2 protein-coding genes (both only partly in view) are annotated in these 20,545 nt (G+C 75.7%); both read right to left on the bottom strand.

Annotated elements, in window-relative coordinates; all coding sequences use genetic code 11:
* Nucleotides 1-7,716 carry the 5' portion of an SDR family NAD(P)-dependent oxidoreductase gene (locus FHX78_RS37740; RefSeq protein ID WP_268257236.1) on the bottom strand. The gene continues 6,585 nt to the left of window position 1, outside the view, so 7,716 of the gene's 14,301 nt are visible here — the first part of the coding sequence; it begins with the start codon at nt 7,714-7,716; its stop codon lies beyond the left edge, outside the window.
* Nucleotides 7,716-20,545: the 3' portion of a non-ribosomal peptide synthetase gene (locus FHX78_RS32170; RefSeq protein WP_167531912.1), read on the bottom strand. Its footprint extends 9,196 nt past the window's final position; only the last 12,830 of its 22,026 coding nucleotides appear in the window; its start codon lies off the right edge, out of view — the gene reads right to left on this strand; it ends in the stop codon at nt 7,716-7,718. Before FHX78_RS32170 ends, FHX78_RS37740 begins: the two co-directional genes overlap by 1 nt.

Here is a 20,545-nt window from a genome sequence, read left to right as displayed (position 1 = left end):
CAGTGCGTAGGCGTCGGTGGTCTCCGCCGCGCGGGGCAGCCGCAGTTCGGCGAGCGCCTGGGGGCGGCCCGCGGCGTCCGTGCCGACGACGAGGGCCGACAGGGAGCGCTGCGCCGGGCCGTACTCCATGCCCACGCGGTCGTACCGGCCGTACACGTCGGAGGAGGTGAAGGCGGCCCCGGCGCAGACGGCGCGCAGCTCCGCGAGTGAGAGCGCGGGACGTTCGGCGGGCACGTCGGCCAGGTGCGCGCGCCCCTGGCTGGACAGCGTGCGTTCGCCGTCGGGGCCCACGGTGTGGAGCGTGTACGCGAAGGTGTCCGGGCCCGCCGGCGTCAGGTCGAGGCGCACCTCGAGGCGTCCGTCCGCGGGGCAGGTGGCGGGCCGCAGCCACACCACGTCGCTCAGCCGGACGCGGCCCCGCGCCCCGGTGGCGCGGGCCACGGCCGCGCGGGCCACGGCCGCGTGGGCCATCTCCAGGTGCGCGGCGCCCGGCAGGACCCGCAGACCGCGTACCCGATGGTCCCTCAGGAAGGGCTCGGAGCCGTCGAAGACGGTGCGGTACGCCGTCGGCGTGCCGTCCGGGGCCTGGTGCAGCATCGGGTGCGTGCCGGGTGCGCCGTCCGGCCGCGCGGCCGAGAGCCCGGTGGTGGGCGCGTTGGTGGGCGCGTTGGTGGGCGCGTTGGTGGGCGCGTTGGTGGGCGCGGTGCCGCGTCCCGCCCAGTAGCTCTCCTCGGCGAACGGGTACGTCGGCAGGCCGATCCGCACGGGCCGGTTCCCCGGCTCGTACAGGCTCTGCCAGTCGAGGGGCCGCCCTGCCACCCACTGGGCGAGGGCGTCGTCGTGCTCCCCCGCCGCGAGGGCGCGGGTCTGTCGGGTCTCCGGCGCGGTGCCCGTCCTGCGGGACACCGTGCCGCGGTGCCAGCCCTCGTGGGCCTCCGGATCCGCCACGAACGACGTCAGCCTGTGCTCCAGCTCCGCCGTCGAGGTGACCCGGGTCGCGAGCCGCTCCTCCATCGCGTCGCGGCCCACCTGGAGCGTGAACGCGAGGTCGGCGAGGCGTCCGGCGCCGACGTGCCCGGCCCTGAGGTGGTCGCGCAGCGCGCGGGCCCGCGCGACGAGCTGCTCCCCGGTGCGCGCGGACAGGGGGATCAGCGCCGCCGCGGACGGTGCGGGTGCCCCGGCCGTGGGCGCGGTGCCCGTGTGCGCCGCGGTGTGCGATCCCATGGCCGCGTGTCCCCCGTGATCCTCGGTGCGGTGGTGCCGCTCGTGTCCGTGCCCGGCCGTGCCGGGGCCGTCGTGCTCCTCGGCGTACTCCTCGATGACGACGTGCGCGTTGACGCCGCCGAAGCCGAAGGAGCTGACGCCCGCCCGGCGCGGCAGCGCCCGGCCGTCGGCGTCGCGCGGCCGGTGCCACGGCTGCCGCGCGCGGACGACCTCGAAGGGGCTGTCAGCGAAGTCCAGGTAGGGGTTGAGGTCCGCGCAGTGCAGGCTCTCGACCAGGGTGGCGTGGCGCATCTGGAGCAGCACCTTGATGACTCCGGCCACGCCCGCGGCCAGCTCCAGGTGCCCGATGTTGCTCTTGACCGAGCCGAGGCCGCAGCGGGACGGGGCGTCGAGCCGGCCGGGCATGTCCGCCGTCTCCGCGTACAGCTCGCCGAAGGCGCTCTTGAGGCCGTTCAGCTCGACGGGGTCGCCGAGTGCGGTGCCGGTGCCGTGCGCCTCGATGTAGGTGACGGTGCGCGGGTCCACGCCCGCGTCGCGGTAGGCGCTCTTGAGGAGGTCCGCCTGGGCGCGCGGGTTGGGCGCGGTGAGCGAGTGGGCGCGGCCGCCGTGGTTGACGGCGCTGCCGCGGATGACGCCGAGGATCCGGTCGCCGTCGCGCCGGGCGTGGCGCAGCGGTTTGAGGACCAGGACGCCGACGCCCTCGCCGCGCACGTATCCGTCGGCCCGCGCGGAGAACGTCTTGCAGCGGCCGTCCTCGCACAGCATGCCCGCGCGGCTGTAGCCGATGTGCAGGTCGGGGCTGACGATGGTGTTGACGCCGCCGACGAGCGCGAGGCCGCTGCGGCCCGAGCGGAGCAGCTCGACACCGCGGTGCAGCGCGACGAGCGAACTCGAACAGGCGGTCTCCACGGGCTCGCTGGGCCCGTGCAGGTCGAGCAGGTAGCTGACGCGGTTGGGGCCCACGGAGCCGGAGACGCCGGTCGCGGCGTAGCCGTCCTCTCCCGCCCGCTCGCCCATGACGAGGCTGCCGTAACCGCTCGGCGCGGTGCCGATCAGGACGGCGGTGTCGCTTCCGGCCAGGCTGGAGGGCGCGTGTCCGGCGTCTTCGAGCGCCTGCCAGGCATGGGTGAGCAGCAGCCGCTGCTGCGGGTCCATGCTGCGTGCCTCGCGGGGCGAGATGCCGAAGAACAGCGGGTCGAACCGGTCGGCGCCGTCGAGGAAGCCGCCCCAGCGCACCGGCTTCCTGCCGCGCGGGATGTCCGGGGCCTCCTCCAGGGCACGCCAGTCCCAGCGGTCCCCGGGTATCTCCGTGACGCAGTCCTTGCCCGCGTAAAGGTTGTCCCAGAAGGCGGACAGGTGGGGCGCCTGCGGGAAGCTGCCGCTCATGCCGATGACGGCGATCGGCTCGGGCGCGCCGGGGTCGGTGGCCGGTGGCACTGCGGTCCCGGGTCCGGCGGAGGGCGCGGCCTCACCGGACGGGGCCTGCGCGACCGGCGCCGCCGGTGCGGGGGCGGTCTCCGCGAGGTGAGCCGTCACGCTGTCCACGGTCCGGTGCTCGAAGAACACCGTGGGTGCCAGGTGGACGCCGAACCGGTCGCCGAGCCGGCCCGCCAGCTCGGTCAGGCTGATGGAGTCGAACCCGTACTCGCCGAACTCCCCGTCGCCCTCGATCTCTTCGGCGGGGACCTTCAGCTGCCCGGACACCTCAGCGATCACGAGCTGCCGGATCGCGTCGAGGCCGGGCGCCGCCACCGGGGCGGGCGCGTCGGCCTCGGCGGATACGTCGGCCTCGGCGGATACGTCGGCCTTGGCGGGCCCGCCGGCGGGGGCGGACGTCCCGGGTGCCGCGGACGCGTGCTCGGCGATGTGGGCCGCGACGGAGCCCACCGTGGTGTGCTCGAAGAAGACGGTGGGCGCCAGGCCAAGGCCGTGGGCGTCGTTCAGCCGCTGCGCGAGCTCGGTCAGGCTGATGGAGTCGAAGCCGTACTCGCCGAACTCGCCGTCCCTGTCGATCTCCTCGGCGGGCACCTTGAGCTGCTCGGACACGACCGCGACCAGCGTGCGCTCCCACGCCTCGCGGCTCGGGCGCGCCGCCGGGGCGGGTGCCTCCGCGGCCGGGGCGGGCAGCGGCCGCCGCTCCGTGGTGATGTGTGCGGCCAGGCGGGTGAGCAGTCGTTCGCGGTCGCCGTACAGCAGGAGGGTGTGCCGGGCGTCGCCCGTGACGGCGGCGGTCAGGGCGCGCAGTGCGGCCCCGGTGGGCAGGGGCGTCACGCCGATCCCGCGCAGCCGTTCGAGGGCCGCGTCGTCGACGCGCATGCCGCCGTCGGCCCACAGCGGCCAGCCGACGGACACCGCACGGCCGGACCGGAGGCCACGGGCGGCGAGGTCCGCGCGGTACTCGACGTAGGTGTCGAGGAACGCGTTGGCCGCGGCGTAGTCGCCCTGGCCGGCGCTGCCGAGCGCGGCCGCCGTGGAGGAGAAGACGACCAGGTGGTCGAGGGGCTGGTCCGCGGTGGCCTCGTCGAGGTTCACCAGGCCGGTGGTCTTGGGCGCCAGGACGGCGGTCAGGTCGCCGTCGGGCTTGGTGGCGAGGTATCCGTCGCGGAGGACTCCGGCGCAGTGCACGACGCCGCGCAGCGCGCCGTGGCGGGAGACGACGTCCGCGACGAGCGCGTCGACGGCGTCCCGGTCGGTGACGTCCGCCTGCCGGTACTCGACGGTGACGCCCGACGGCGCGAGGGCCGCCAGGCGCGGGCGCGCGACGTCGGCGGCGGAGCGGCCCACCAGGACGACCGTGCCGCCTCGCAGGGTGCGCGACAGTTCCCCGGCGACGTGGAGGCCGAGCCCGCCGGTGCCTCCGGTGATCAGGTACACGCCGCCGTCGCGCCACGGCGAGGCGGCGGCCCCGCGCGCGGGCGGCGCCCCGGCCTCGGTCAGGCGCCGCGCGGAGAGACGGCCGCCCAGCTGCCGGACGTGCTGCTCGGCGTGGGCGCGGGCGCTCGCCTCGACGGCTTCGGCGAGCGCGTCCGCCGACCGGTCGTCGGCGGCGTCGAAGGGGTCGAGGTGCTCCAGGAGCTGGGTCCTCAGCCACGGATGTTCGAGCACGGCCGTGCGCAGTAGCGCGGACACTCCGGTCAACACCCGGGTGGCCGGGGCGCCATGACCGAGGACGACGATCTGCGCGAGACCGCCGTCCGGTACGTCCCCCTCGGCGATCCGGGTGCGCAGCTCGCCCAGTACGTCCCGGGTCAGACGGGCGTACGCGGCGTCCGGCGGACGGTCCGCGGCCATGTCGGTCGTGTGCACGACGACGGTGCGGGGCAGCCGGGTGCGCAGGGCGCTCGCCGCCGCGCCGGCTCCGGGACCGACGAGCCACACCACCCGGTCGGCCGCGTCCGCGTCCGCGGTCGCGGGCGGCAGGGGCAGCGGTGTCCAGCACGGTTCGAGGGCCAGCAGGTCGCCCGCGGCCTCCGGCACGTCGGCGGCCGCGGTGGAGGCGTCCTCGGACAGCCAGTACGCGTCCTGGGCGAACGGGTACGTGGGCAGGGAGAGCCGGGCCGGCCTCCGGTCCGGCGCGAACAGCAGCTCGAACGCGACGGCCGCGCCCTGGGCGTACTCCCGCGCGAGCGTCCGCAGCCGGGCCGGGTCCGTCACTTCCCGGGCCTCGCGCACGTCCGGCCGCGCGGCACGCCGGGGCTTGTGGTCACCGGTGTACGCGGACGGCGCGCTGCCGTTCTCCAGCCAGGCGCGCAGCAGCGCCGCGGCCTCCGCCGTGGTGTCCACGACGAACGCGAGGCGGTGGCGGAAGTGCTTGCGGCCGCGTCCCAGGGTGTGGCTGAGATCGCGCGGGCTCAGGCCGGGGTGTGCGTCGAGGTGCTCGGCGAGCTGCCGCGCCCGGTCCCGGAGCTGCCCGGCCGTGCGGGCGGAGAGGACGATCAGGCGGGAGCCGTCGGCGCCTTCCGGCGCCGCCACCGCGGTGGCCTCGGGGGCCTCGGCCAGGACGACGTGGGCGTTCGTGCCGCTGTAACCGAAGGAGCTGACGGCGGCCAGGCGCGGCCGGTTCCGGCGCCGCCACTCGCGCGCCCGGGTGTTGACGTAGAAGGGCGTGCCGTCCAGGTCGATGTGCTGGTTGAGGCGCTCGTACTGGGCGGTCGGCGGGAGCGTCGCGTGCTCCAGGGCGAGGGTGGCCTTGAGGACGCCGGCCACCCCGGCGGCGCACGCGGTGTGGCCGATGTTGCTCTTCACCGAGCCGACGGCGCAGTGGCCGCGGCGGTCGGTGCGCGCGGTGAAGCTGTCGACGAGGCCGTCGATCTCGACGGGGTCGCCGAGTGCGGTGCCGGTGCCGTGCGCCTCGACGAGCTCGATGTCACCGGGGTCGATGCCGAACTTGTCGTACACGTGCTTCTGGAGCCGGGCCTGCGCCTCCGCGTTCGGGGCCGTGATGCCGTTGGACCTGCCGTCCTGGTTCACGCCCCAGCCCTTGATGACGGCGTGGATCCGGTCGCCGTCCGCCTGCGCGTCCGCGAGCCGCTTCAGGAGCAGGACGCCGACGCCCTCGGCCGGCACGAAGCCGTTGGCGCGCTCGTCGAAGGCGTAGCAGCGGCCGTCGGGCGACAGGGCCCGCAGCTGGCTCATGGCCACGTGCACGCCGGGGCCCGGGATGACCCAGACGCCGCCCGCGAGCGCGGTGTCGCTGTCGCCGAGACAGAGGCTGTCGCAGGCTTGCGCGAGGGCCACGAGCGACGACGAGCACGAGGTGTCGATGGAGAGGCAGGGGCCCTTGAGGTTCAGGGCGTAGGAGACACGGCTGGCGAGGATCGCGCTGTTGGTGCCGAGGTTCTGGTGCGCGCTCAGCCCGGCCGCGTCGGCCGTGGCGCCGTAGCCGTTCACGGAGCAGCCGATGAAGACGCCGCACCGGGTGCCGGAGAGGTCGTCGGGATCGTAGCCCGCCTCTTCGACGCAGGCCCAGCTCTCCTGGAGCAGGAGGCGCTGCTGGGGGTCCATGGCGGCGGCCTCGCCGGGCGAGATGGAGAAGAAGAGCGGGTCGAACCGGTCCGCGTGCTCCAGGACGCCCATCCACTTGCTGGAGGACTTCCCCGGTACGCCGGGCCGCTCGTCGTAGAACGTCTCCACGGGCCAGCGCGAGGGGGGCACCTCGGATATGCAGTCGCGGCCTTCGAGGATGTTCCGCCAGAACGCGTCGACGTTCTCCGCCCGGGGGAACGCGCCGGAGATGCCGATGACGGCGATGTCCACGAGGCCGGGAACGCGCACGGCCCCGGCGACGGCCTCGGGCTCCGCCACCCCGGCGGGCTCGGACTCGGCCCCGGCGGACTCGGACTTCGACACGGGCCCGGACTCGGGCTCGGCGGCGAGCTCGGGCTTCGGGACGGACCCGGACTCGGGCTCGGCAGCGGAGTCGGCGGGCTCGGACATCAGGACGGACTCGGGCTCGGCGGCGGACTGGGACTCGGCCGGCTCGGCCCTCGGGACGGGCTCGGGCTCGGCGGCGGACTCGGGCACCCGCGTCGCGGCGGCCTCGGGTGCGGACCCGGGCCGTGCGGCCGCCCCCGCGTCGGGGGCTGCGGCGCCGTGCTCCCGCGTCAGATAGCGCGCCAGGTCGCTGATGGTCGGGTGCCCGTAGACCGTGGTGGCGGACAGGGAGAGCCGAAGGTGCGTGTTGAGGGTCCTGGTCCAGGTGACGCCGGAGATCGAGTCGAGCCCCAGCTCCACGAAGGGCGCCTCGTCGTCCAGTTCGGCCGCGTCGAGCTCAAGCTCCCCGGCGAGGCTGGCCCGCAGCCAGGCGGCGAGCGCGGACTCGGCGGCGTGTGCGGACTCGGCGGCGGCCGGAGGCACGGGGGCGGATCCCCCGGCCCCCGGCGCGGGCCCGGGCTCCGGCGCGGGCGCGGCCACGGCGGCCGGGCGCGCCTCTCCCCCGCCACCGAGCAGCTCGGCGAGGTGGTCCGCGAGGTCGTCGACCGTCGGGTGGCTGTAGACCTGCGTCGCGGAGAGTGACAGCTGGAAGTGCGTGTTCAGCTTCCGGGTCCAGGTGACACCGGTGATCGAGTCGAGGCCCAGCTCCACGAAGGGCGCCTCGTCGTCGATGTCCGCCGCGACGAGCTCCAGCTCCTCCGCGAGGCTCTCGCGGAGGTGCGCGGCGATGGCCGGGCGCCCCGGCGCGGACGTACCGCGGGCGGCCGAGGACCCAGGGGGTGTGGCACTCATCTGTTCTCCCATGGCGCCCTCGATCAGGGCGGACAGCGTACGGAACGTGGGGTGACCGCAGACCTGGGCCACCGTGAGGGAAAGCCCGAGGGTCCGGTTGACCTCGTGCAGCCACTGGACGCAGCCGAACGAATCGAGACCCAGCTCCACGAGGGACACGTCGTCACGGCTCGGAGCCACCTCGGTTCCGAGGACGACGGCCAGCGTGTCGCGCAGGTACCGATGCGGGTCGCTGCTCGAGTGGTTCCCGGTGCGTGGCACGGGCATCAGGAATCGGCCCCTTCCGCCACGGCTCCGGGCCGCCCGCTGCCGTGCCGGCCCGCGGCGGCATCCGGCGCCAGCTGCTCAAGACGGCGGCGCAGAACGGCGTTGAAGACGCGGGGCGCTTCGAGCATCACGAAGTGCCCGACGCCGTCGACCAGTTCCACCTCGACGCCGTACCGGCGCGCCGCGGTCAGGTTCGTCGGCATCCAGGACGTCGAGTTGATCAGTACGAGCGGTACGTCGACGTGCTTGGGCACGTCCTGGAGGTAGGTGAGCATCTCGCGGAACGCGGCGTCCACCACGGCGGCCCCGGTCTTCTCGCGGGTGCGCTCGACCAGGGCGACGAGGTCGTCGCGCGCGCCGTCGAGGAACAGCTCCCGCGCCTGGACCGGCTGTTCGCTGAACGTGCGTACGAACCGGTCGAGCTGCTCGGCCGACACGGCCCTGGGCTCGAGGTTGTGCAGCGTGTCCACGCCGATCAGGCCGCGGACCCGGCCGCCCAGGAGCCGCTCGGCGGCCACCATCACGGGCCCGCCGAGGGAGTGGCCGACGAGGATCACGTCGTCGAGGCCCTCCTGCTCGACGACGGCCACCACGTCCTCGGCGAACGCCTCGACGGTCCACCGCTGCCGGGACCTCCCCGATCCGCCGTGCCCGGCGAGGTCGGGGGCGACCACGGTGAAGCGGTCCGCGAAGTGCTCCAACTGCCGGTCCCAGTACGACGCGTCGCAGCCGAGGCCGTGGATGAGCACGAGGGCCGTGGGCCCGCCGCCGCGCACCCGGTAGCGGATGCGGTTGCCGTCGGCGGAGGTGGCCGCTGCGGTGGACGGAGAGGCCGGTCCGTGCGGTTTGCGGGCGATGATGCCGACGTGCTCCATGTCGGGCGCGGGCGCGCCGTACGACTCCCGGTCGACGCCCACGGCGCCGAAGAACCCGGCCCGCTCCACCACGAACCCGGCGGCCTCGCACTCCCTGCGGAACACCTCGGGATCGATGGCGTTGATCAGCGGCGGACCGCCGACGACGTGGGCCTCCTCGAAGTGCGCGGCGACGTCGTCGATGTAGCCGGGCCACGGGTCACCCGCGTCCCTGCGCGCCTCGTAGTCGGCGGCCCTGGACGCCCAGTAGCCGAAGTACGGCGAGTCCGAGCTGAGGAAGACCTTGCCGCCCGGCGCGAGCCAGTCGTACATCTTGCGCAGGGTGAGCCGGAAGTCGTCCGGGGCGAGGAAGTGCATCACGCGGCTGGCGTGCACGGCCGTGAACCGTCCCGCCTCGAAGTCGACGTCGGGCAGCATGCCCCGTCGCAGGGACAGGCGCTGCCCGGCCTCGTCGTTGACGCGCTGTCCCAGGATGTCCAGGTGCTTCTGCTCCATGTCGAGCGCCACCACCCGCGCCCCTCGTTCGAGCGCGGCGATGCTCGCCACGCCGTACGCGCAGCCCAGGTCGAGAGCCTCGCCGCCGCTGTTCCCCGCGTACTCCGCGAACTCCTCGGAGTACGGGATCAGCCGCTCGACCATCACGCCGGTGCGGTTCAGGGTCGCGACCATCCCGCCGAAGTCCAGGTCGGCCGCCGCCTTGAGGTCGTCCAGGACGTCGTGCTCGAGCGTGACGGGGCACACCGACGGGGCCTCGGGCTCCGGTTCCGGGCGGGGCGACGCGGGCGTCAGGGGCGCCAGGGAGACCTGCGGCTTCGCCGCGGCCGGTGCGGCGTCCGCGGTGTCGATCCGGTGGGGTACGTCCGCCAGGTCCCGCAGGACCACGGGCTTGCGGGGCGCCGGCGGGGAGGCCGGGGCAGTGGGGGCCGGGCTCTGTTCCACCGTGGTCACGGCCGCGGGGGCCGGAGCCTGCTGCTCGGCGCGCACCCAGTGGCGGCTGCGCGCGAACGGGTACACGGGCAGCCTCAGGCGCGTGACGCGGCGGCCGTCGGGCCGGGCGACGGCGGTCGGCACGGTGTGGCCCGCGACGTAGCCGTGCGCGACCTCGACGAGGGCCTCCCGCCGCGCGGCCGGGTCGAGGCCGGTGTCCCGGGCGCGGTCGGCCGCGGCCAGGAGCCGGTCGGCGTCCTGGGCCCGCGCGGTGAAGCCGCGCGGCACGACGCCTTCGAAGCACGCGCCGGGCGCGGCGGTCCGTGAGCTGCGCCAGGCGCGCCAGAGCGCGGCGGCCTCGTCGAGGGAGGCCACCACCAGCGCGCACCGGTGCCGGAAGTGGTGACGGCCGGTGAGGAGTGTGGCGCTGAGCCGGGGCAGGTCCGTGTCCGTCAGGGCACCGCTCGTGATCCGGTCGAGCAGGGCGTCGACGATCCCCTCCAGGGCGGTGTCCGTCTTAGCGGAGACCGGGAGGAGGTGGGCGGGCCGGGCGGGGCCGGCCGTGTCCGGCCGGCCGGTGTACTCCCGTACGACCACGTGGGCGTTGGTGCCGCTCATGCCGAACGCGCTGACGGCGCCGGTGCGGTGGCCGTGCCGGGGGGCGGGCCACTCCTTCGTGGCCTTGTTGACGTAGAAGGGGCTCGCGCTCCAGTCGATGTACTCGTTGTCGCGCTCGCAGTGCAGGCTGGGCGGGATGGCCCGGTGGCGCAGCGCCTCGGAGAGACAGACCAGGCCGACCAGGCCGGAGGCGGCGAAGGTGTGGCCGACGTTGGGCTTGGTCGAGGTGAGGGCGCAGAACCCGCGCTCGTCGGTGTACCGGGCGAAGGCCGCGCGCAGGGCGCCGACCTCGACGGGGTCGCCGAGCTTCGTGCCGGTGCCGTGGGTGACGACGTAGCCGAGGTCCGCCGGGTCGATGCCGCCGCGCTCGTACACGGACTCCAGGAGTTCGCGCTGGGCGTCGCCCGAGGGCGCGGTGATGCCGTTCGTCCGGCCGTCGTGGTTGAGGCCGCTGGCCGTGATCACGCTGTGCACGGGGTCGCCCGCGGTCTCCGCGTCCGCCAGCGGGCGCAGTACCAGGGCCGTGACCGCCTCGCCGGGCACCATCCCGTCGGCGTCCTGGTCGAACGTGGCGCACCGGCCGGCGGCCGACAGCATGCCGGCGTCGCTCATGGCCGCGAGGGCCTGCGGGGTCAGGACGAAGTTCGCCGCGGCGACGACGGCGATGTCGCACTCCCCCTGGAGCAGGCTCGCGCGTGCCTGGTGCAGGGCCACCAGGCCCGACGAGCAGGAGGTGTTGACCGCGAGGACGGGCCCCTTCAGGTCGAGGAAGTACGACAGGCGCGCGGCGAGCACGCCGTCGTGGTTCGAGGTGAGGTTGCCGCCCGCCCCGTCGAGGAGCTGGTAGTCGCCCTGCTCCACGCCGACGAACACGCCGACCCTGAGGCCCTCCAGCTCCTGCGCGCCGAGGGCGGCGTCCTCCAGGGCCTTCCAGCACTCCTGGAGGAGGTGGCGCTGGCGCGGGTCGAGGGCGCGCGCCTCCTTGGGGGCGATCTCGAAGAAGGCGGCGTCGAATTCGTCCGCCCAGTCGATGCTGCCCATCCACCGGTAGGGCCGCGGCGCGCCCTCGTCCCCGTTCCGCGCCGCGCCGAAGCGGGCGGGCGGCAGCTCGCGGACGAGGTCCTTGCCGTCGGCGAGCGCGGTCCAGAAGGCGTCCACGTCGCGGCAGCCCGGGAAGATGCCGCTCATGCCGATGACGGCTATGGCGTCCGGGCCGGAGCCGGTGCGGCCGGCTTCGGGGGCGGCGGGCCGCGGGCCCGCCAAAGCCGCCGCGGGCTCGGCGGACGCGGGCAGCCGGACGCCCGGCTCGTCCACCAGGTGGTCGGTCAGGCGCCGTACGGACGGGTGGTCGTACAGGTCGGTCGGCTGGAGCGGCGCGCCGAGGCGGTCGGCGAGCCGGTGGGCGAGCTGGGTGAGGCGGATGGAGTCCAGGCCCAGGTCGTGGAAGCCGCTGTCGTCGTCGAGCTCGTCCACGGGGGACTTCAGGACGTGCGCGACGACCTCGCGGACCGTGGCGGCCAGGGCGGCGTGCCGCCGGTCGCGCGCCACGGCCGACTCCCGTGGGAAGGCTGGGTCCGGTGCGGCGGCCGGGTCCGGTGCGACGGCTGCGGCGGCTGCGGCGGCCAGGGGTTGCGGACGGCGCGGCGCGGGCGTGACGGCCCGCTCGGCCAGGGTCCTGGCCTGCTCGGCGGGCGCGTTGAGGACCAGCGGTGCGGCCGTGCCGGGCCGCTCCGCGAGGAGCCGTTCGAGGACGGCGAGCGCGGTGCCGGCGGTCAGGGGCCGCTGGCCGCCGGCGGCCAGGTACGCGGTGACGTGGTCGTGGTCGGCCACGCGCTGGGCGGCGGCGCCCATGCCGCCGTCCTCCCACAACGGCCAGGCGACGGCGAGCAGCCGTCGCCCGCCGCGCTCGGCGAGGGCGCGCGCGTACGCCCACTGGAAGCGGTTGGCGACCGCGTAGTCACAGCTGCCGAAGTCCCCGAGGGCGGCCGAGCTGGACGAGAAGAGGCAGACGAACTCCGCGGAGCGCCCGGCCGGGGTGCGGGCGAGGGCCCGTTCGAGGGCGAGGGTGCCGTCCACCTTGGCGGCGAGGACGCGCCGCGCCGCCTCGCGGGTCGAGTCCGTCACGGCGTGCCGCTGCGCCGTGCCGGCGGCGTGCACGACGCCGTCGATGGCGCGCAGCGCGGGCGGCAGGGTGCCGAGTGCCTCGACGAGGGCGTCCTCGTCGGTGACGTCGGCGCGGCGGCAGACGACCGCCCCTCCGTACTCACCGAGCCCCGTGGCCCAGGTCTCGTCGGCGGGGCTCAGGGGTGAGCGGCCGAGCAGGACGAGGTTCGCGCGGTAGCCGCGGGCCAGGTGCTCCGCGACGCGGCGGCCGAGGCCGCCGAAGGCGCCGGTGATCAGGTACGTGCCGCCCTCGCGCAGGGCGCCCGCTGCGGGTGCGGCGGTGTCGGGCAGGCTCCGCACCGCGCACACGTGCCGCTGTCCGCCCCGGTACAGGGCGGCGGTCCTCGGCTTCTGGTGCTGCTCGGTCAGGAGCAGCTCCGCCCAGCGGCTCGCGGGCGCGGCGCCCTCGTGCAGCACCACGCGCAGCGCGGTGCCGGGCAGTGGCCCGGACAGGGAACGCTCGTAGCCGATCAGGGCGTCGAGGGCGGCCTGCTCCACGGCGTCGTCGAAGTGGCCGGCGACGAGGACGTCGGGGACGGGGCGGCCGGTGGCGGCGAGGGCCCGTACGAGCACGCCGACGTCGGCCAGTTCGCGCAGCGGCGGCCCGCCGTCCACCCGCTCGGTGGGCCACAGGTAGTGCACGGCGTCGACGGGGCCGTGGGCCTCGGCGACGGCGGCGAGCACCCGCGCCGGCGCCTGCTCGTCGGCGGCGTCGACGCGGTACTCCGGCGGTCCGGCCGCGGGCTGCTCCGGGGTGCCGGTCGCCGGGGCCCGTTCCGGACCGCCGGTCCTGGCGAGGAAGGCCAGGCGGGTGCCGGGCGCGTGCCGGAGCGCCGCGGCCCGGTAGGCGTCCTGGGCCGCGGGGTCGGACAGGAAGACCGCGACCACGCGCCGGGCGGCGGCGTCCGAGACCGGTGCGGCGGCGCGCGCCACCCAGCGCTCCTCGAACAGGTGCGGGGCGACGGCGTCCGGCGCCGGGCGCGGCTGCTCCGCCCGCAGCCAGAAGTGCCGCTCGTCGAACGGGTAGGCGGGCAGGCTCAGGCGCCGTGGGCGCGGCCCGTCCGCGTACAGCCGCCGCCAGTCGACGGGCTCGCCCGCCTCCCACAGCCGGGCCGCCTTGTCGAGCCTGCGCTCGGCGAGCCACTGGTCGAGGAGGGCGAGCCGGTCGTCGTCGTCCAGGACGTCGAGGACGCCGGGCGCCGGAGCGGCGACCCGCCCCCGCTCCGCGAAGTCCGCCAGGGCCGCCACGAGTTCGGCCACCGTCCCGGCCAGGAACGCCGCCCGGCAGGGCAGGGCGGTGCGGCCCACCTGGAAGGTGAAGGCGACGTCGGCGAGGCGCGCGTCCCGCTCGTCGGTGAGGTGCCGGGCCAGGGCACGGGCGTACCGCCGCAGGGCCTCGGGGGTCCGCGCCGAAAGGGGTACGAGGTGAGGGCCGGGCAGGTCCGCTGCGGGGCCCTCGCGCGGCGGGGCCTCTTCGAGGACGGCGTGGACGTTCGTGCCACCGATGCCGAAGGAGCTGACGGCGGCGCGCAGCGGCTCGTCCGACGGCGGCAGCGGGGTGAGCCGGTCCACCACGTGGAACGGGGAGTTCGCGAAGTCGATCTGCGGGTTGGGCGCCTCATGGTTGATGGTCGGCGGCACCGTGCGGTGGCTCAGGACGAGGGCGGACTTGACGAGGCCCGCGAGGCCCGCCGCCGCGTCGAGGTGGCCCAGGTTGCCCTTCACCGAGCCGATGCCGCAGAAGCCGGTGGCCCGCGTGTGCCGCCGGAACGCCTCCGACACGGCGTTCACCTCGACGGGGTCACCGATGACGGTGCCGGTGCCGTGCGCCTCCAGGTAGCGGACGGACTCGGCGCGCACCCCCGCGCGGTCGAGGACGGAGGCGATGAGCTCGCTCTGGCCGGCGAGGCTGGGCGCGTAGTAACCCGCCTTGCGGGCGCCGTCGTTGTTCATGCCGACGCCGCGCACCAGCGCGTGGATGTGGTCGCCGTCGCGCACGGCCGCACGGGCGTCCTTCAGGAGGACGACGACGGTGCCCTCGCCGCCGACCATGCCGCGGGCGTCCGCGGCGAACGGCCTGCAGTGCCCGTCGGGCGACAGCGTCATGCCCTCCTCGTGGAGGTGGCCGACGGTCTCCTCGCCGTACATCGCGCAGCCGCCGACCAGGGCGTGCGTGGTCTGGCCCGACTGGATGCCCTGGCAGGCGAGGGCGAGACCGGCCAGCCCCGATGAGCAGTTGCTGTGCACGAACAGGCTCGGTCCGCGCAGGCCGAGCCGGTGCGACACGGTCGTCGGCACGGTACCGGGCTGGGCCTGGAGGAAGCCGACGAGGGCCTCCGAGTCGCGGCGTGTGCCGGGGCCCGTGACGGGCGCCTGATAGAGGGAGTTGGCGGTGGACATGTACACCGCCGCGTCGGCGATGTCACCGGGCAGGTACGCGGCGTCCTCGACGGCCTTCCAGGCGTGCTGGAGCAGCTGGCGCGCCTGCGGGTCCATCAGTTCGGCGTCGCGCGCCGACACCTGGAAGAAGGCGTGGTCGAAGTGGCCCTTGCCGCGCATGCTCGCGCGGACCGGCACGTACGCCGGGTCCTGGATCAGGTCCTCGTCGACGCCGAGGCGGCGCAGCTCGTCCGCCGTGCACAGCTCCACGCTCTCCGTGCCCGCGACGAGGTTGCGCCAGAACGCGCGGTGGTCGTCGGCGCCGGGAAGGCCGACGGAGACGCCGATCACGGCGACGGCCCCTTCGAGGTGGGCGGGCTGCTCCGCGGCGGCCGGGGCCGCGTGCTCGGCCCGGGGCGCGTGGCCGGTGCGGGCCTCGGCGTCCGGCCGGCGCTCCGCGCCGAGGCCCTCGCGCAGCCGTGCGGCCGTGCCGGCCGCGTCGACGCAGCCGAAGACGTCCGCCGCCGTGAAGGGCACGCCGAAGCGCTCAGCGACGCGGTCGGCGAGCACCACCGCGAGGACGGAGTTGCCGCCCGCGTCCAGGAAGGCGTCGGTGGGGCGGAGCCCGGCGATGCCGAGCACATCCCGCCACACGGCGAGGACGTCGCCCTCCCGCACAGCGCCGTCGGCGGGCTGCCGGGTCGCGCCCGGCTCCGCCGCGGGCTCGTCCGGCAGCGTGATCGGCCGGCGCGCCAGGGCGAGCCGGTCCACCTTGCCGTTCGGGGTCTGCGGCAGTCCTTCGACCGGCAGGACGAGGGCGGGCACCATGTACGCGGGCAGGGTGCGGCGCAGGTGCTCGGTCAGCTCGCGCGCGGTGGCGTCCGTTCCGGTCCAGTAGGCGACGAGCCGGGTGGCGCCGGTCGCCGGCTCGGCCCCGGCGACGACGGCGCACTCGCGCACGGCGGGATGCCGGGTCAGGGCGTGCTCGACTTCGCCCGGCTCGACGCGGAAGCCGCGCACCTTCACCTGAGAGTCGATGCGCCCCAGGCACTCGATCGCGCCGTCCGCGAGGCGCCGCGCCAGGTCGCCGGTGCGGTACAGCCTGCCGCCCGGTGCGAAGGGATCGGCGGGGAACCGTTCGGCGGTGAGCCCGGGCTTGTCGAGGTAGCCGAGCGCCAGCCCGTCGCCCGCGATGCACAGCTCGCCGGGCACGCCGACGGGGGCTGTGGCGCCGCTCTTGTCGAGGATGTGGATCCGGGTGTTGTCGATGGGGTGCCCGATGGTGACGCGGCGGCCCGCCTCGACGCGGGCGACCGTGGACCACACGGTGGTCTCGGTGGGCCCGAACAGGTTCCACACCTCGCCGCCGAGTCCGGTGAGGCGCTCGGCGAGCGACGCGGACAGCGCCTCGCCGCCGCACAGCACACGCAGGCCGTCGGCGTTGGTCCAGCCCGCGTGCAGCAGCATCGTCCACGTCGCGGGGGTCGCCTGCATCACGGTGGGCCGCACGCGCGCGATCAGCGCGGCGAGCCGGTCGCCGGAGCGCGCGGTCGCGGGGTCGCTGAGATGGCACTCGGCGCCGGTGACCAACGGCAGAAAGAGCTCCAGGGCGGCGATGTCGAAGCTGTGCGTCGTCACCGCGAGGACCCGGTCGGCCGCGCCGAGGCCCGGCCGCTTCGCCATCGCGCACAGGAAGTTGGTGAGCGCGCGGTGGGGCACCACGACGCCCTTGGGCAGGCCCGTGCTGCCGGAGGTGTAGATGACGTACGCGGGGTCCTCGGCGCCGGGAGCCGCGCCCTTGCCCGGCTCTCCGGCCTCCGGGTCGGCGCCGGGGTCGTCGAGCACGAGCAGCCGCTGGCCGGGCCGGTCGAGGTCCGCGGACCGTGCGCGCAGCGCGGTGTGGGTGAGCAGCACGGCGGGCACGGCGTCGTCGAGGATGTGGGCGATCCGCTCGCGCGGGTAGTCCGGGTCGAGGGGGATGTAGGCGCCCCCGGCGCGCAGCGTGGCGAGCAGGGCGACGACGAGGTCGACGGAGCGCTCCAGGTACACGGCGACGAGTTGGCCCGGCCGCACGCCGGTCGCGCGCAGCCGTGCGGCGAGCGCCCGGGTGCGCTCGTCGAGGCGCGCGTACGTCACGGACTCGGTGCCCGCGACGAGCGCGACCGCTTCCGGGGTGCGGGCCGCCTGCTCGGCGAACAGGTCGTGGACGCACCGCTCCGGCTGGGTGACGGCGGTGTCGTTCCACTCCACCTCGAGGGTGTGGAGCTCCTGCGGCGAGGCCGCCGAGCAGTCGTCGAGCGGCCGGCGCGGGTCCATGGCCGGGGCCGACTCCAGGAGGTGGGCGTACTGCCGCAGCAGCCGGTCCACGGTCACGGCGTCGAACAGGGCCGGGTCGTACTTCGCCTTGACGGTGTACGCGTCCTCGGCGGCGTGCGGCTCGATGACCTCCACGACGAGTTCGTACTCGCCTTCCTGGTGGATGCCCTCGACGTAGCGCACGCCGGGGGCCCTCGCCGTGACGTCCTCGTGCCAGTCCTGGTACATGAAGGCGTTGCGGAACACCGGGGCGGTGCCGTCGGCCGTGCCCAGGCCCAGCTCGCGGACCAGCGGCCCGAACGGGTAGGCGTGCGCGAGGGCGTCGATCAGGGTCCCCTGGACGTCCGCGCACAGCTCGGCGAACGTGCGGCCGCCGGACGTCCTGGTCCGGACCGGCACCATGGTCACGAAGTGGCCGACCGTGCCGTCGAAGCGGCCGGTCCGGGTGCTCACCGGCATGCCGACGACGAGGTCGTCCTGCCGCGTGTACTGCCGCAGCAGGACCTGGTGCGCGGCGAGGAACACCGCGGACGGGTAGACGCCCCGCTCGCGGGCGAACCGGCGGACCCGGTCGCCGAGGTCCGCGGGCAGCCGCAGGACCTCAGTGGCGCCGTGCCGCCCCCGCTCCGGGGCGGAGCGCGGCCGGTCCGTGGGGAAGGCGGGGGCGGGCGGCAGCGCGGCCAGCCGGCCGCGCCAGAACGCGAGCCGGGCCGCGCCCTCGTCCCCGGCCAGCAGGCCGGCCTCGGCGGCGACGAACTCGGCGTACGGCGCGGACGCGGCGGCCGGCGGCGGGGCGGCGCCCTCGGCGGCGCTCCGGTAGGCGGCCAGCAGGTCCTTGACGAGGACGACGGCGGAGGCGCCGTCCAGGACGAGGTGGTGGGCGTTCAGGAGCACCCAGGAGGTGTCCGTGCCCGGGGCGCCGTGGAAGACGCTCAGCCGGCACAGCGGGCCGTTCTCCAGGTCGAACGGTTCCCTGGCGTGCGCGCGCAGCCGTGCGCGCACCTCGCCGCGGTCCGTCGCGGCCGGCTCGTGCTCGGTGAGCGCCGCCCGCGCGGTCTCGGGCCGGACGAACTCGAGGCGGTCGCCGTCCCGTCGTACGACGGCCGCGAGCAGCGGGTGGCGGACGCGGACGACGTCGAAGGCGGTGCGCAGGGCGCCGAGGTCGAGGCCGGACACCTCGAAGCAGAGCGGCACGTTGTACACGCTCGCGTCGGGTGCGGACCTCTGGAGGCTCCACAGGCCCCGCTGCCCTTCGGACAGCGGGTGCGGCACGAACGCGTCGGCCCCGTCCGGGATCCGCACCGCCGGCGGGAGGAGGCCGCGGAGGTGCGCGGCCAGGGCGTCCACGGTCCGGTGCTCGAAGAGCGCGGCCGATGCGAAGTCCGCGTGGAGCTCGTCGCGCACCCGCCTGGCCAGGCGCACCAGGCCCATCGACGAGACGCCGAGCGCGGCGAACTCGCGGCCGGTGGCCACCTCGTGGGGCGCCGCGTCCAGCTCGTCGGCCAGCGCGGCGCGCAGCCAGGCGCGGAGGTCGGCGGTGCCGCTCGCGGGACGCGGTGCTGGGTGTGCCTCGCCCGAGGTGCCGGACGCGGGCCCGTCGGCCCGGGGCGGCGCGCCGACAGCGGGCTCGTACCAGTGGGCGCGGCGCGCGAACGGGTACGTCGGCAGGCTGACGCGGCGCGGCGGGCGCCCGGCGTGCAGCTCGTCCCACGGGACACTCGCTCCGGTCAGCCAGGCACGGGCCGCCGCGTACGGGTCACCGGCCACGCCGCCCGCCACGGGCCTCTTACCCGTGCTGGTGCTGGTGCTGGTGCTGGTGCTGGTGAGGTCGGCGTACCGGCCGGGCTCCACGACGCCGTGCTCACCGAACTCCGTGAGCGCCGCGCCGAGTTCGGTGGTGGAGCGGACGACGAGCGCGAGGCGTACCGGCAGTTCGTCGCGGCCGGTCTGAAGGGTGTACGCGAGGTCGCGCAGCGGCAGCGGGCGCCGCTCGCGCTCCGCGTCGCCCAGGTGTGCGGCCAGCCGCCCGGCGGCCGTGCGCAGCTGCTCGGGGGTGTGCGCCGACAGCGGGACCAGGCAGGCCTCGTCGGTGCGTGCCTCGTCCTCGGGCATGTTCTCGTATCCCTCGATGATCAGGTGTGCGTTCGAGCCGCCCGCGCCGAAGCAGGAGAGGCCCGCGCGCCGCGGCAGGGGGCGCCCGTCGGCGTCGACCGGGTTCCAGGGGGCGAGTGCGCGCTGGACGTGGAACGGCGACTGTTTGAAGACGATGCCGGCGTTGAGGTCCTCGGCGTTGATCGAGGGCGCGAGCATGCCGTGGCGCAGCTGCATCAGGACCTTCGTGAGGCCCGCGATGCCGGAGGCGCTCTCGCAGTGGCCGAGGTTGGACTTGAGCGAACCGACCGCGCAGTACTGCCCCGGGCGGTGGCCGGCGAAGGCGCGGCTGAGCGCGGAGATCTCCAGGGAGTCGCCGAGGGGCGTCGCCGTGCCGTGGGCCTCCACGTAGCTGACCGTGTCCGGCGTGACCCCGGCGCGGGTGAGAGCGCGGGTGACGACGTCGCGCTGCGCGTCCGGGCTCGGCATGCCGTACCGGCTGGTGCGGCCCCCGGAGTTGACGGCGCTGCCCTTGATCACGCCGTAGACGTGGTCGCCCGCGGCCACCGCGTCGCGCAGCGGCCGCAGCACCACGGCGCCGACGCCTTCCGCCACGAGGAACCCGTCCGCGTGCTCGGAGAAGGGGCGGCACCGCTCGCCCGGTGACAGCAGGCCGTGCTCGCGGAGCACGTCGAAGTGGTCCGTGTTCAGGACCAGGTTGACGCCGCCCGCCACCGCGCAGGCGCTGTCGCCGGACAGCAGGCTCTGCACGGCCAGGTGCAGGGCCGTCAGTGACCCGGAGCAGGCCGTGTCGACCGCCACGCTCGGCCCTTGGAAGTCGAAGAGGTACGAGGTGCGGTTGGCGATGGAGGAGTAGGCCGTGCGTCCGTTGTACGTGGCGTTCATGACGCCCACGAACACGCCGACGCGGCCGTGTCCCGCGAGGGCCGCGGGCGTGTAGCCCGCGTCCTGCACGGCGCCGTGCGCGGTCTCGATGAACAGCCGCTCCTGCGGGTCCATGGCCGCGGCCTCGCGCTCGTCGATGCCGAAGTACGCGGCGTCGAAGGAGGCCACGTCGTCGAGGAAGCCGCCCCAGGGGCGCTCCCCGCCCTGCCAGTCGCACCACCAGCGGTCGGCCGGGTAGGGCGCGGCCGCGCTCTCCCCCCGGGTCAGGTTCTCCCACAGGCGGGCCGGGCTGTCGGCGCCCGGGTAGCGTCCCGCGAGGCCCACGACGGCGATGTCGGCGGACTGCCGCTCGGGCCCGCGCCGGGCCTCGGCAGCCGACCGGACCTCCCGGACCCCTGTGCTCACCGGTACCGGGAGGGTGTCTTCCCGCGGCGGGGCCGCGGGGGCCGCCGTGCCCAGGACCTCGGCCAGGCGTGCCGCGTACGTCTCCGTGAGGTACGCGGCCACGCCGCGGACCGTCGGCCGGTCGAGGAACAGCGTGCTGCTGAGGTCCT

The sequence above is a fragment of the Streptomyces capillispiralis genome (genome assembly GCF_007829875.1).
Classification (GTDB): Bacteria; Actinomycetota; Actinomycetes; order Streptomycetales; family Streptomycetaceae; genus Streptomyces; species Streptomyces capillispiralis.
Note: the sequence above shows the minus strand (reverse complement) of the source record. Positions and strands in the feature narration are given on the sequence as shown.